General features: G+C 60.1%; 11 protein-coding genes. 1 reads left to right on the forward strand and 10 read right to left on the reverse strand.

What is annotated here, in order from left to right; genetic code table 11:
• Positions 1-38: 38 nt before the first annotated feature.
• Together VY732_RS11405 and VY732_RS11410 are read right to left on the reverse strand one after the other, a co-directional pair.
• Positions 39-806: an SDR family oxidoreductase gene (locus tag VY732_RS11405; RefSeq protein ID WP_034152479.1), complete on the reverse strand. Its 768-nt coding sequence runs from the start codon at positions 804-806 to the stop codon at positions 39-41.
• A 22-nt stretch (positions 807-828) separates the two neighbouring features.
• Positions 829-1,896 (reverse strand): phosphotransferase family protein, encoded by a 1,068-nt coding sequence (locus VY732_RS11410; protein ID WP_034152478.1) that lies wholly within the window; start codon positions 1,894-1,896, stop codon positions 829-831.
• Positions 1,897-2,086: 190 nt separating this feature from the next.
• Here VY732_RS11410 and VY732_RS11415 point away from each other — a divergent pair, with 190 nt between their 5' ends.
• Entirely contained in the window at positions 2,087-2,482 is a 396-nt protein-coding gene (locus VY732_RS11415; RefSeq protein WP_007911072.1) for a DUF4280 domain-containing protein, read from the forward strand.
• Between the two features lie 237 nt (positions 2,483-2,719).
• Here VY732_RS11415 and VY732_RS11420 read toward each other — a convergent pair whose 3' ends face one another.
• Genes VY732_RS11420 through tssE form a run of 8 tightly spaced genes read right to left on the reverse strand, consistent with a single transcriptional unit; the run spans position 2,720 to position 13,504 of the window.
• Positions 2,720-3,262, reverse strand: a complete 543-nt coding sequence (locus VY732_RS11420) for a toxin-antitoxin system YwqK family antitoxin (RefSeq protein WP_116031228.1) — start codon at positions 3,260-3,262, stop codon at positions 2,720-2,722.
• A gap of 12 nt (positions 3,263-3,274) precedes the next feature.
• A complete protein-coding gene (gene tssI / locus VY732_RS11425; protein WP_331695441.1) occupies positions 3,275-5,284 on the reverse strand; it encodes a type VI secretion system Vgr family protein in 2,010 nt (669 codons plus the stop codon).
• A gap of 57 nt (positions 5,285-5,341) precedes the next feature.
• Positions 5,342-6,700, reverse strand: a complete 1,359-nt coding sequence (locus VY732_RS11430) for a hypothetical protein (RefSeq protein ID WP_077573418.1) — start codon at positions 6,698-6,700, stop codon at positions 5,342-5,344.
• 33 nt (positions 6,701-6,733) lie between these two features.
• Entirely contained in the window at positions 6,734-7,738 is a 1,005-nt protein-coding gene (locus VY732_RS11435) for a hypothetical protein (protein ID WP_077573417.1), read from the reverse strand.
• A 13-nt stretch (positions 7,739-7,751) separates the two neighbouring features.
• Entirely contained in the window at positions 7,752-10,292 is a 2,541-nt protein-coding gene (gene tssH / locus VY732_RS11440) for a type VI secretion system ATPase TssH (protein ID WP_116031223.1), read from the reverse strand.
• A 2-nt stretch (positions 10,293-10,294) separates the two neighbouring features.
• Positions 10,295-11,320 (reverse strand): type VI secretion system baseplate subunit TssG, encoded by a 1,026-nt coding sequence (gene tssG / locus VY732_RS11445; protein WP_116031221.1) that lies wholly within the window; start codon positions 11,318-11,320, stop codon positions 10,295-10,297.
• On the reverse strand, positions 11,284-13,077 hold the full coding sequence (gene tssF, locus VY732_RS11450) for a type VI secretion system baseplate subunit TssF (RefSeq protein WP_077573414.1): 1,794 nt from the start codon (positions 13,075-13,077) through the stop codon (positions 11,284-11,286). The genes tssG and tssF overlap by 37 nt, the downstream gene beginning before the upstream one ends.
• Positions 13,061-13,504, reverse strand: a complete 444-nt coding sequence (tssE, locus tag VY732_RS11455) for a type VI secretion system baseplate subunit TssE (protein ID WP_123593913.1) — start codon at positions 13,502-13,504, stop codon at positions 13,061-13,063. The genes tssF and tssE overlap by 17 nt, the downstream gene beginning before the upstream one ends.
• Between the last annotated feature and the right edge of the window lie 6 nt (positions 13,505-13,510).

Here is a 13,510-nt window from a genome sequence, read left to right on the forward strand (position 1 = left end):
GGCTCACTCCTACAGGGGGTATGTGTTTGCTTTGGGGATCAGGACAGGAACCCGCCGTCCACATTCAGCGCAACACCCGTGGTGTAGCTCGACGCATCACTGGCCAGGTACAACACCGCACCGGCCATCTCACTCGGATCCGCCACACGCTTGAGCGGGATCTGTGTCAGCGCTTGCTTGAGGATCGCATCGTTCTTCACCAGTGCCGAGGCGAACTTGGTGTCGGTCAGGCCCGGCAGCAGGGCGTTGCAGCGGATGCCGAATTGCGCGCATTCCTTGGCGAAGACTTTGGTCATGTTGATCACCGCCGCCTTGGTCACCGAGTAGATGCCCTGGAAGATCCCCGGCGAAATACCGTTGATCGACGCCACGTTGATGATGCTGCCGCCACCGTTTTCGCGCATCAGCTTGCCGGCCTCAACCGACATGAAGAAGTAGCCGCGAATGTTCACGTCGACAGTCTTCTGGAACGCGCTCAGATCGGTGTCCAGCACGTTGCAGAACTGTGGGTTGGTCGCGGCGTTGTTGACCAGAATGTCGAGGCGGCCGAACTGTTCCTTGATGCCGGCGAATACTTGGCTGATCTGTTCCATTTCACCGATGTGGCACGCCACTGCGGTGGCTTTGCCGCCAGCGGCGATGATCGCGTCGGCGACGTGCTGGCAACCGTCGAGTTTGCGGCTCGAGACGATCACATGGGCGCCTTGCTGGGCCAACAGTTTGGCGATGGCTTCACCGATGCCACGGCTGGCGCCGGAAACGAAAGCGATTTTGCCGTCGAGGTCGAACAACTGAGTCTTGGACATAAGGGTTCCTGGGTGTGGGCCGTCAGAGGCTCGATTTCGCAATGACCTGCAAGCTCATCTGCTCCAGCAGTTTGTTCATGTGAATGAACTGCGCGAAGCGTTTGTCTTGGGTCTGGCCATGGTAGAAGCGGTAGTAGATCTGCTGCACGATGCCGGCCAGGCGGAACAGGCCGTAGGTGTAGTAGAAGTCGAAATTGTCGATCTGGATGCCCGAACGCTCGGCGTAGTAATCGACGAATTCGCGGCGGGTGAGCATGCCCGGTGCGTGGCTCGGCTGGCGGCGCATCAGTTGCACCGGTGCCGGGTCATCGGCCTGAATCCAATAGGCGAGGGTGTTGCCCAAGTCCATCAGCGGGTCGCCGAGGGTGGTCAGCTCCCAATCCAGAACACCAATGATCTGCATCGGATTCTGCGGATCGAGGATGACGTTATCGAAGCGATAGTCGTTGTGGACGATGCTTGAAGTCGGGTGGTCGGCCGGCATCTTGTCGTTGAGCCAGGCTTTGACCTTTTCCCAGTGTGGCGCGTCGGGGGTCAGGGCCTTCTCGTAACGCTCGCTCCAGCCTTTGATCTGGCGCGCGACATAGCCTTCCGGTTTGCCCAGGTCGCCGAGGCCACAGGCGTTGTAATCGACGCGGTGCAGTTCGACGAAGCGATCGATGAAGCTTTTGCACAGCGCTTCGGTTTTTGCCGAGTCGAGGCCCAGTTCCGGTGGCAGTTCCGAGCGCAGGATGATCCCTTTGACCCGCTCCATCACATAGAACTCGGCGCCGATCACCGATTCGTCGGTGCAGTGCACGTAGGCTTTCGGGCAATACGGGAAGCCGTCACGCAATTGATTGAGGATGCGGAATTCACGGCCCATGTCGTGGGCGGATTTGGCCTTGTGGCCGAACGGCGGACGGCGCAGGACGAATTCCTGTTCCGGGTATTCCAGCAGGTAGGTCAGGTTCGACGCACCGCCGGGGAACTGGCTGATCGCAGGTGTGCCGCTGAGGCCTGGAATGTGCGCCTTGAGGTACGGATCGATCAGGCTGGCATCGAGTTCTTCGCCAGAGCGGATACGGGTGGACTGGTCAGTAAGCGCCATGCTTATCCCTTCTGCTTATTTTGGAGGCCAGACATCATTGGCTAATCTAATGGCGCGCCCGATTGCTCACAAGCGCGATGCGGTCTTATAGGTTAGCGTGTTGCTGGATAATCACCTTTGAGAATGTGCGCGAAGGGCCGCGGCAGACTAAGGTTTAGCGGGTATGTCATGGGCAAAAAGGAGCGTTGAAATGGGCTGTCCGCAAGTCTGTGCCACGGCCACGTTGCAATGCAGTTTCGGCGCCGCGCCGTCGATGCTCAACGTGTTGCCGGTCAATCGCACGCTGACTGGCGGGATGCCGGCGGCGAACATCATGGATCACATCCCGCTGGTCAATATCCTGCCGTTCGGTGTGTGCATGAGCATGGCCAATCCGATGGTCGCCGCGGCCACCGCTGCGGCATTGGGGGTGTTGACGCCGATGCCGTGTATACCGGCGACGGCCACGCCGTGGATCCCGGGCGGGGCGCCGACGTTGTTGTTGGGCGGGATGCCGGCGATCGATGCCAACTCGACGTTGATGTGCAACTGGGCGGGGGTGATCAAGATTGTGGTGCCGGGGCAGATGCAGATGCTGATTCCCTGAACCGTTGAACCGTTGAACCCTCACCCCAGCCCTCTCCCAGGGGGAGAGGGAGCCGACCGAGGTGTCTTGCGCTGTACATCGACCTGAACGACCGAGTCGATTATTAGCTCTGCGCATCGAACCGAGTTGATTTTGGATTCAGCACATATCCTTCACGTCGGTGAACCTCTTCAATCTCCCCCAATCGGTCCCCTCTCCCTCTGGGAGAGGGCTAGGGTGAGGGGCTCTTCAAGGTTCTCAGGCCTGCTGCGGATCCGCCCACTGCCGATACCACCAGCGCACCCGCGAAATCGGCTTGCCATCCGCCCCCAGCGGCCGCCCGTCCTCGGCAAACCCTTGTTCCGGCTCCAGCAATTGCCCGTTCACATAGCGCGCTTCCAGCGCCGGCTTGCCATTGGGATGAAAGCGCTGATAACGCCCCTCACGTACGCCATCGCGATAGAACTCAGCCTCCGCCACTTGGCCATCAGGGAAATAGTTGAACGCTTCGCCATGCAGCAGCCCGCGTCGATACGTCGCCTTACGCTGTAAAAATCCCTCCGGAGCGTAAAAACTCGCCACGCCTTGCAGTTTGTCGCGCACAAACGGCATCTGCGCCGAGACCTTGCCGTTGGGGTGATAAAGCAGCGATGTGCCTTGCAACTCACCCTGGCTGTAATTCAGATCGGCTTGTTTGTGCCCGTCATCCTTGATGTTCAGCGGGCCATCGAGTTGACCGTCCTGCAAACGTCCCTTGAGTTGCTTGTCATCCTGCTGCAGATCCAGTGGTGTGATCGCCATGGCTTCTCCTTGTCAGTTGACCTGCACCAGACCGCCCTTGATGGTCAGCATGCCGCCGCCGTCCACGGTCTGCGAGGCTGCGCCCTTGTTGGTCAGGCTGATGCCGGCGTCGTTGGTCAGCGTTGTTCCGGCCTTGTTGTCCAGTGACGTGCCGGCCTGATTGGTCAAGGCAGTGCCCGCCTTGTGCGTGATCGAGGTGCTGGCGGACGTCGCCAGATCGGCGCCGCTCTTGATCGTGAAGCTGCCGCCACTTTGCAGGGTGAGGGTGCCGCTGACCTTGATCGTCAGGTTGCCATCCACCGTCAGGTTGTAATCGCCGGTGACCTTGTCGGTGTAATTGCCGCCGGTGCTGTGATTCTGGTCGGCGCCGACTTTCACCGTACGGCTGTCCTTGACATCGAGGCTGTCGCTGCCGGTCTGAATCGTCACGCTGCGTTTGCCTTTTTCCAGCGTCACAGTCTCATCGCCATCCTTGACCGTGCGGGTCCGGGCGTTCTGTACCGTGAGGGTTTCATCGTGACCGACGGTGGCCGCGGTGTCGTTGAGCACGTTGATATTCAGATCCTTCTGCGCCTGCAAAAACACTTCTTCGGCGTCTTTCTTGTCTTCGAAGCGCAACTCGTTGAAGCCACCGCCACCCTTGGAGGACTGGGTTTTAATTCCGGACTGGGTCTGATTGGCCGGCAGCGCATAGGGCAGGGCGTTGTCACCGTTGTAGACGCAACCAGTCACCAGCGGCCGATCCGGATCACCGTCGATAAACGTGACGATGACCTCCTGACCGATGCGCGGAATGAACTGCATGCCAAAGCCCTTGCCACTCCACGGCAACACCACGCGCACCCAGCAGGAACTGGTTTCATCGTTCTTGCCGTCGCGATCCCACGGGAACTGCAACTTGATACGGCCGTATTCGTCGGTCCAGATTTCCTCACCGGACTTGCCCACCACGATCGCTGTTTGCGGGTGCATGCGCGGTTTTGGCGTGAACCGTTGCGGGCGATACGGCGTGGCCTTCGGGATTGCTTCGAAACGATTGCGATAGCGCTCGTGGCTGACGTCGTGGGTGACCCGCGTCACCACCCAATCGATATTCAGACTGGCATCATCGTGGCCTGCGAGGGTGAACCAGTGCCCCGGAATCAGCCAACGGCAGTCGCTTTCGCCGACAAAACGTTTCTCCTCGCTGCGCAAGCCATCGACCCGTTGCTTGGTCAACGCATCACCGCGTGCCTTGGCGGTATAACCGCCCGGATGCTCGTACATCGAAAGCGGCCCGGCCACCGCTTCAGCCTGCCCGTACAGTGAGGTGGTCGGTGTGCTGAATTCGTAATCCGTCGCTCGATACACCCCGGCGACTGCTTGCAGACAGACCTGCCCGGAGCGAATGCCATGCAATTCACGCTCGCCCAGGCCCTGGCCCAGGTACTTGACCGTCGGCCCGTTGGGTATCTGTACGAAGGCATCGTTGCTGTCGCCGAGCACCAGCGTGTGCTTGCCTTCATCGTGGGTGAAGAACCAGAAGATGCCTTCCTCTTCCAGTAACCGCGAGACGAAGGCGAAATCGGTTTCTCCGTACTGCACGCAGTACTCGCGTGGGGTGTAACTGCCGGTCAGCGACAGCTTGAAGTCGGTGAAACCGTGGGCTTTGAAAATCGTCGTGACGATGTCCGAGGTGGCGAGGTTCTGGAATACGCGGTTATTGCTGGCCAGGGTCAGCCACCAGAGCCATGGTCTTAATAGGAGTTGATAACGCTCGGCGGTGGCGTCGGCAGGCAGTTGGCGAATCTCGGCGACCAGCGCGTCGAACGGGCGCAGTTGTGCATCGTTGTGAAACGTCGTGGTGACGTGGGTGGCGACGGCGCTGGTCAGTGTGAGGGAGGTGCCGTCGTTGAGGCCGTGCAGGGTTTGTGTGCTCAACAGATTGAGCGCTTCTTCGCCGGAAAGTGACTCAGGGTAAAGCGCCGACAATGACGAGGCGGTCAACGAAAGCGTAGTGTTGCTGTCGGTGGCGCGGGGCATTTCATACCTCAGGCAATGGCAGAGATAGTCAGTAGCGCAAAGAACAGCCGTGGATCGTTACGGGACGGGCAAAATACCGGCCGGCCAGGCCCTGTTGAGCAAAGCCAGTTTTGGCGAAGTGCCCGTTTTTACCAGCATCAGGATGCACGCGAGCATGCGGGGCGAAATCCGGTTGGAGTGATAGGCCGCGACGTACTTCATGAATTCGGTTCGGAATAGCGGCTCCAGCGTTCCGGAGATCAGAGGGTGTTCCTGCTTGGTCTGCACATAGAGCCGACGCAACTCGGGGAGGGTCGTGGATGACACCACAGGTCCTCCTTGAGTGAACAGCAACGCGTATAACCGTGGAAATGCTTGTCTGAAGCAGGCACGGTGATGTTCATTGATGAAGTGATCAGAGTGCGCCGTATAGGTTGGCAATTGGCCGGTGAAATCGCGATTGTTGTACCCCACACCCATGATGTAATCCATCCATGATGACTTCGCCCCGGCGTCATAGGACCCCGCATTCTTCAGCATCTTGGCGTAGCAATAACAGGTATCCAACAGGTCCATCGACGCATCGAAACCGCCCTTGAAACGAGTGCCGAATTTCACCAGGAACCGATACGCCAGATGCCTGACGACTTTTGAAGAGTGCGAATGATCTATTGATGTCGCTCGGACAACTTCGACGTGTGTGCCGCTCATGGGCAAGAAGATGGCCGTGGTGACCATTGGGTTTTCTACGTGAAGTCGCGAAAGATCCGAGGGCGCGAACGTCTGCCGTTGATCATGTAATGCCAGAACGATGACCGCGCAGTTCACATTGACTGGAATGATCGTTACATCTGGCTCAGTAGATACACCAAAACCACCGTAGACCGGATCAACACAGAAGAGGTTGACCTGTATCGATGTCGCGAAAACCTCGTTGAGCTTGTTGGCGATTTTTATCGCGGTCACTGCTCCGCGGCTCCACCCCAATATGTTGATGACCTGTGGCGACTGTGCAAGATTGACGACGATGCCGACAGCTCTTTGAACATTGTCGTCCCAACCTTCACCGGTTACTTTTCCGCTGATTCTGTAGGGGGCGGGCAGTCCTTCGCCGTCGAATTCACGTTTGAAATCAGAGTCTGCTCCCAGTCCCAGTATCATGGCATCCAGCAGGGTGACAGGCTGGGGCTCCTCGACTTTCGGCGCAAGGGTGTAGGGATTGACGGTTCCCGGCATAGGCGCACCGGGTCCACTTTCTGAACCGACACCTTCCAGAATCAAATACTCGCCACTGAGTGGCGTACGGGCCGTCCGCGTTGCCAGTCCTGCCACCTGTACTTCGCTGCCATGCAGAAACCGGCCAAATTCCGCCACCAGTTCATTCTCGACATGTCGATTGAAGTCAGTCCCATGACACAAAATCGTGAATACGCGCATTGCCCGTCTCCCTGGGCCAAAGCCCTGTCAGTACTAGCTCATGAACATCACGGCTTGCAGGTACATTTGCGCAGGATCACAGGCAAGTACCGGTACTTTGAATTCTCTTGCCGCTGTCATCACACCGTACATACGGTGAATGGGCGTTGCGGTATGTGGATAAACCCGACACCAGTAGGCGAATATGACGTAGGCGAATGCTTGCAGTTCGTCGACCGTGGCCCCGGCCTCTTGCGCAACCAGCAGCATGAGTTGAGTGGTGTAGGAGGGCGCTGCCCATATCGGCACTGCGGCCCAGCGTGCCTGTGACGTCCAGTAGAAATCCTCGTTGGGCGTACTCACATTGATTCGCATGTTGTCTTTAGTGATTTGGCCTTGGTCCATGGGTTGCTCGGTCCAATCCAGCTTTTTCTTGAAGGACATCGTGATGTCGTAAAGAAATGGCAACTTTTCGGTCGTGCTCATTCCTTCATAGCCTTCGTCCCACTGAGTCCAGGTCAGGTTGGCATGCAGCGTGGAATAAGCACCCTTTACAAGTTTATTGCGATCAACCTCTTCAAATTTTTCCTCGGCGTAGGCGTTTATTTTTTTGCAGACAGACGTCAACTGTGTATTCACCTTTTCAGACGTAAGTACCAGTCCCGCAACCTCTGTTTCCTGGTCGAGCGTGGGTTTGGAAAGGTATTCGCCAAACAAGGCCAATGCCAGGTCAACATAATTGTTGTAATAGCGCCATTCGGCATTGATGCCGGCTTCCTGTCTTTTTTGCATGCCCTCTGCTGACATTCGCTTGTAAATGTCTGCCTGAAGCTTGTCGTAGTCGGTGCATCGGATCCATTGCGCAAGGATGTCAAACATCCCCGCGTGAGCGGTCACCTCGATGCCGAGCATATTGAACATTAGTTGCGCGCGTCGCCTGACCCCAGCTTCGTTACTACTGTCGATCAGCTGATAAGCGGCTTCGTTGCCTTTAGGGTTCTCGCCTGAGTACACCGCAAATTCAATGCAGTTTTCAGAGCCATGATGCATAAAAAGCATGGAGCCTCCTGAACTATTCCAACACCCACTCCGCCAACTTCCCCGTCACCTGCGTCATCAACACATTCTCGACATCCCGCGCACCCGCCGCGCTGCACTTGGCGAGCACCGCTTTGACAATTCCCGAATCAAACTCGAATTGCTTGCCGGTCGCAGCCTTGTAACGGCCACGTAGTTTTTCCAGCTTGGCGAGCACAATCCCTTCCAGCGTCGCCTCATCCAGCGGCCGATACGCGACCACGGTCATGCGCGCCAGAAACGCCGGGCGGAAGGCTTGCAGCAAGACTTTATGCAGCGCTTCGTTGAAAGCCTCGGAACCCAGTTGTGCAACCGGCGTATCGAGTAAAAGCTCAGCGCCGACATTGCTGGTGGCGAGCATCACGGTGTTCTTGAAGTCCACCACCAACCCGGTGCCGTCCTCCATCAAGCCTTTGTCGAAGACGTTGTAGAACGCTTCCAGCACATCCGGATGGGCCTTTTCGATCTCATCCAGCAACACCACCGAATACGGTTTGCGCCGCACCGCTTCGGTCAGCACGCCACCGCTGCCATAACCGACATAACCCGGTGGTGCGCCTTTGAGTTGGCTGACGGTGTGGGCTTCCTGATATTCCGAAAGGTTGATGCTGATCAGATTGCGTTCGCCGCCGTACAACGCATCGGCCAGGGCATAAGCGGTTTCGGTTTTACCGACGCCGGTAGGGCCGACCAGCAGGAACACACCCACTGGTTTTTGCGGATCGGTCAGTCCCGCGCGGTAGGCCTGCAAGCGCTGGGCGATGGTGTTGAGTGCGGTGCTCTGGCCCATCACCCGTTGGCCCATACGCGTGCCGAGTGTGCGCACCGCGTGGGCTTCGTCGGCGAGCATTTTGCCGACGGGGATGCCGGTCCAGCCGGCAATCACGGCGGCGACGGTTTTGGTGTCGACCTGTTCCGGCACCAGTGGATCGTCCTGGCGGATTGCATCGAGTCCGGCTTCAAGGCGCAGCAGTTCGGCGGCCAGATGATCGATGCGGCTGTCGGTGGCTTCATCGGGTTTGTCGCTGTCGGCACGTTCGCTCAAGGCCAGCAGTTCGCGCCGGGTATCGAGCAGTTCGCGCACGGCCACGCGCTCTTCGCTCCAGCGGGTTTGCAGTTCGCGAATCGCCTGCACGTTGCTCTTCGACTCACTTTCCAGCAGCGTGATGCGTTCGCGATGGTCCAGCCCGGTGGCCTGTTCGCGGCGCAGGCGTTCGACTTCCTCTTGCAGACTTTGCTGGCGGTGACGCAGGCTTTCCAGCGGCGGCGGCACGTCGTGCTGGCCGAGGGCGACCCGGGCGCACGCGGTGTCGAGCACGCTGATGGCTTTGTCCGGTAATTGGCGGCCGGAAATGTAGCGGTGCGAGAGCTTCACCGCTTCATGAATAGCGGCATCGAGCACCTGTACGCCGTGGTGCTGTTCAAGTTTGGCGGCCACGCCGCGAAGCATTTCCACGGCAGTGATTTCGTCCGGTTCTTCAACCTGCACCAGTTGAAAGCGGCGGGCGAGGGCCGGGTCTTTCTCGAAGTATTTTTTGTACTCCAGCCATGTCGTGGCGGCGAGGGTGCGCAACTCGCCACGGGCCAGCGCCGGTTTCAGCAGGTTGGCCGCATCGCTGCCACCCTCGGCACCACCAGCGCCGATCAACGTATGCGCTTCGTCGATAAACAGGATGATCGGTTTGTCGGCACTGCGCACCGCATCGATCACGCCTTTCAAACGCTGTTCGAATTCACCTTTGACCCCCGCGCCGGCCTGCAACAGACCCAGATCCAGCACGCGCAAACTGACTTCCTGCAACGATGGCGGCACGTCGCCGGCGGCAATGCGCAGGGCCAGGCCTTCGACCACGGCGGTTTTGCCCACCCCCGGCGCGCCGACCAGAATCGGGTTGTTTTGCCGGCGGCGCAGCAGAATGTCGATGCATTGGCGAATTTCGCCGTCGCGACCCACGATCGGATCAATGCGCCCGGCATGGGCGTCGGCGGTCAGGTCTTGGGTGTATTGATCGAGCACCGAGTCCTGACGTGTTGCTGGATTTGCCGATGACACCGCGCGCGGGCCGACATGCTCGCGAGAGTTTTCCGTCCATTCCAGCAGATTCGCGCGCAGTGCTTCTTTGGGAATCCGCAGTAACGACGAGGCACTGTTGAGCAACAGACTGCGGCGCTCATCGCGATCAACCAACGCCAACAACAGCAACCCGGAACGAATGCTGTCGAGCCCCAACACACTGGCCTGGACCACCGCGTCTTCGAGCAAACCCAAAGTGTGCGACGACAGTGCTGGCGTGCGTGTGCTGCCGGCCTTGAACAGATCCAGCGCCTTGTTGATCTCAGCCGTCAACGCGTCACGTTCGAGGCCGAAGCGCGGCAACAGAAAAGCCAAGTCGCCGCCTTCGATGTCGAGCAGCTCGAGCAACAGATGTTCGATCTCGACAAAGTGATGGCCGCGTTGCAAGCAGCGCTGGGCGGCGCGTTCGAGAGCGCGACGATTGTCCGGGTTGAGGCGTCCGATCAGGCTGGCCAGTTCCATGTTCAGGTGATCTCCAGCTGACGAAGGCGGGTTTCGATCGTTTGCACGGTGAGGCTGGCCTGACGCTGCAAACCGCCGTTCCAGCTGACCAGGGCCGGCGCCTGTCGACTGAGTTTCAGCGGCACGGCACCGCGGACCCGCAGCACCAGTCTGACCTCCAGATCCGGGCCGAAATACAGTGCCGCGAGACTGGCCAGTGCCGGGTGCGCTTCGCCATCCGGCAAGAAGCATGCGGCCTGCGCCGACGGCAACGGTCCGAGGGTCAGGCGAATGCCGGCATGTTCATCCCAGACCCGGGTGCCGGCCACGGCGCTGCGGCCCAGTTGCAGGTTGCGTCCACCCGGTTTGATCACGCTGCGGCTGGTCGGCGGGATCTGCCGCCAGGCACCCTCGTAGGCGCTTAACTCGACTGGCACGGCAAACTGCTCGCGCACAATCGCGGCGAACCCGGCCAGCGACCGGCGGCCGTCGGCAAACAGCGCGGTGCAGGCCAATACCGCGCAATCGGGCACCGCCTGACGTTCCTGCAAAGCCTTGGGCAGCAAACCGGTCAGCGCGCGCAATTGCGCCTGCACCGGTGACGCCCCCGGTGTGACGAAGCCTAGCGCCACCCGGTGTTTGCGCATCACTTTGTAAAGCAGGCTGAGCAAGCGATGCTGGAACAGATCGAGAAACGCCGCCGGCGCGTGATCCTTGGCCCGCGCCCGTTGTTGCAGCCAATCCTGATAAGCGTAGGGGAGTGGGCCGTCAGGGCCGCCGAGACCGAATATCGGCGTGTCGATCGTCAGCGGCTCGCCGGGTTCTTCGCGCAGTGCTTCGAGCTGGCTGATGGCAAACATCGGCGTCAGTGGTCCGCGCAGTTTCACCGCTTCGGCCTGAGGTGAGGTACCGCTGCCGAGGGGTTCGGCCTGAGGTTGCTCGCGTTCCAGCACCAGCAACGCCTGCAACAACTCGAACGCCTGTGGATCGCGGCGCAGACGTTGGCTCAGCGTCAGAGCGACAGAGGCATGCCGGCTTGGGGTTGCCATGCCTTGACCTCCTTGTCGGACTGCATCAGGACGGTGCGCACAAAGCGATTGGCCGTGGCGTACAGGGAAAAGAATTGCGCCAGCACCGCCGAAAACAGCACCGCGCTGCTGCCGACAAAGTGCTGCGGATCGAGCTGCAACTGCACTTCAAGACCATTGCGCCAGCCGCGCCAGGCATCGGCGCCGACATGGCCGATCACGCGTTGGCAATTGAGCTGCAGCAAGCCTTCGATTTGTCGTAAGGCGCTGGCCTCATCACGCAGGTTATGCAGATGCAGAATCTCTTTCAGTGCGTCCAGCGCCTGGGGGCCTTCGACCAGTGACAGGTGATTGAGGGTCAGTTGCGACACCAGTCGCCAGCGCGAATCACCGTCCAGGCGCGGCAGACTTTGCGCGCTCGGCGGGTTGCGCAGGCGTGCCCAGGCAACCGGGCCAGGGCGCTCGAAACCCAGCGGCGTACCGGCCGGCAGACTTTGCGCCAGATGACGGTTGGTGCAGAGCAATTCTGCCGTGAGGCTGTAATCGGGCAGGTCGGTCTGTGGCTCGAAACGGGTGTCGACCACGCTCACCAGCAAATCGCTGCCGAGCCGGTTCGGCGTCATGCCGTTGACCCGCCGCGCATGCCAGTAACGCTGTTGATCGCCGCCGCTGTGCTGGCTGCCGTAATACGCCGGCAGACGCTGCACGCCAGCACTGGAGCTGGCGCGCATGCCGCGAATGCTGTGGATCTCGACGCTGTTTTCGCGGTGGCTGTCGGCGATCAACCGATACTCGCTGCGCGTACCGTCGGGGCGCAGCGGCTCGGAAGTACGCGGGAACAGGTTGATCACCGGCGCGCAGCCCAAGGCGATGTCGCTGGCCTGCAAGTGCACGCGGCTGCCTGGGGCACGGTCGAAAACGATGTACAGATAGAGTGTCTGACTGTCGCTGGAGACACCGCCCAGTGGCAGATCGAAGAAGTGGAATTTGTCCGGGAAAGCAAAGTATTCGGCGAGCAAACGCATGCCCGGATGGACCCCGTCTTCATCCGGCAACAGCGCTTCGTCATCAGCGAAACCGACGATCTTCGGCAGGCCTTTCAGCGCTGTCGGAACGCTGCCCGGCGATCCCGCCAGCACTTGCACCGCATGGGCGCCGAGCAGGTCATACAGGCAGGCATTGACCACCGGTGAGGCCGCCAGATGAATGCGCAATTGCTCGATGCCCAGCGCCGACCATTGGCTTTCACCGCGGCAGCGCAGACTCAGGCGCAATGCCGAACGCGACTGCGCCACTCCGGTCAATGCCTGGGCTTCATCGCTGCCGAGCAACAACGCCTCGGTGACTTCGATCGGCCACAAACGCACGGCGGCCGACGTGCGAAAGTGAATGCTTTCACCCTTGCTGGTGGTCACGAACAGCGGCGTGTCACGGGGCAGGGGATAGCCGTCATCGAGATTGCCTTTGCTCGGATCAGGCTCGAACTGCACGATGGCGCAGGACGGCAGCGGCCGCATCGCCAACGGATATAGTTGCTCAAGCAGTGCATCGCTGAACTCGGCGTAGTCGTCATCCAGACGCCGTTGCAAGCGTGCGGCGAGCAGGGCGAAACCTTCCAGTAAACGCTCGACGTGCGGATCGGGGCACTCGCCCGGTGACAGCTCCAGACGCCGCGCGACTTTCGGGTAGCGCTCGGCAAACTGACTGCCAGCGTGGCGCAGCCAGGTCAGTTCGCGTTGGTAGTAGTCGAGCAGTTGCGGGTCAATCGAGTCGCTCATGGCGCACCTCCAGCCCTTGGCCACCGGGCTCGATGACAAAGGCCACCGGCCAGTGTTGCTGGCCGCTACGCAACTCACCGAGCAGGCGAATGCTCATTTGCTGCGGGTGCTCGGGCAAGGGATTGACCTGAACGTCGGCCAGCAGCAGGCGCGGTTCAAAATGCGTGATGGCTTCGCGGATGTCCCGCGCCAGTCGCCGACGGTCGTCGCTGCGCTGTTGTTGCAGAGCGCTCCAGTCGGCGATGCCATAGTCGATCACACTGGGTGGCGTGGTCAGCGTGCGCGGGCCTCGTCGCGTATTGAACAAGCGCCCGAGCTCGGCGTGTACCGAGTCGAGCAAGTCCTGCCGATCGAACTCGCGCGCGCCTTCGGCCTCGCTGGACGCGAGGCGTTCGAACAGTGGCGCGCGCATGCCGGTGCCTGCCATGGCCAG

It is taken from the genome of Pseudomonas sp. ZY71, from assembly GCF_036542145.1.
Lineage (GTDB): Bacteria > Pseudomonadota > Gammaproteobacteria > Pseudomonadales > Pseudomonadaceae > Aquipseudomonas > Aquipseudomonas koreensis_A.

Bases quoted from the DNA above. Each gene is read 5' to 3' on its own strand.
- tssF (WP_077573414.1), bottom strand. From the start codon at position 13,077: ATGAGCGACTCGATTGACCCGCAACTGCTCGACTACTACCAACGCGAA.
- tssE (WP_123593913.1), bottom strand. From the start codon at position 13,504: ATGGCAGGCACCGGCATGCGCGCGCCACTGTTCGAACGCCTCGCGTCC.
- tssI (WP_331695441.1), bottom strand. From the start codon at position 5,284: ATGCCCCGCGCCACCGACAGCAACACTACGCTTTCGTTGACCGCCTCG.
- VY732_RS11415 (WP_007911072.1), top strand. From the start codon at position 2,087: ATGGGCTGTCCGCAAGTCTGTGCCACGGCCACGTTGCAATGCAGTTTC.
- VY732_RS11405 (WP_034152479.1), bottom strand. From the start codon at position 806: ATGTCCAAGACTCAGTTGTTCGACCTCGACGGCAAAATCGCTTTCGTT.
- VY732_RS11435 (WP_077573417.1), bottom strand. From the start codon at position 7,738: ATGCTTTTTATGCATCATGGCTCTGAAAACTGCATTGAATTTGCGGTG.
- tssH (WP_116031223.1), bottom strand. From the start codon at position 10,292: ATGGAACTGGCCAGCCTGATCGGACGCCTCAACCCGGACAATCGTCGC.
- VY732_RS11410 (WP_034152478.1), bottom strand. From the start codon at position 1,896: ATGGCGCTTACTGACCAGTCCACCCGTATCCGCTCTGGCGAAGAACTC.
- VY732_RS11420 (WP_116031228.1), bottom strand. From the start codon at position 3,262: ATGGCGATCACACCACTGGATCTGCAGCAGGATGACAAGCAACTCAAG.
- VY732_RS11430 (WP_077573418.1), bottom strand. From the start codon at position 6,700: ATGCGCGTATTCACGATTTTGTGTCATGGGACTGACTTCAATCGACAT.
- tssG (WP_116031221.1), bottom strand. From the start codon at position 11,320: ATGGCAACCCCAAGCCGGCATGCCTCTGTCGCTCTGACGCTGAGCCAA.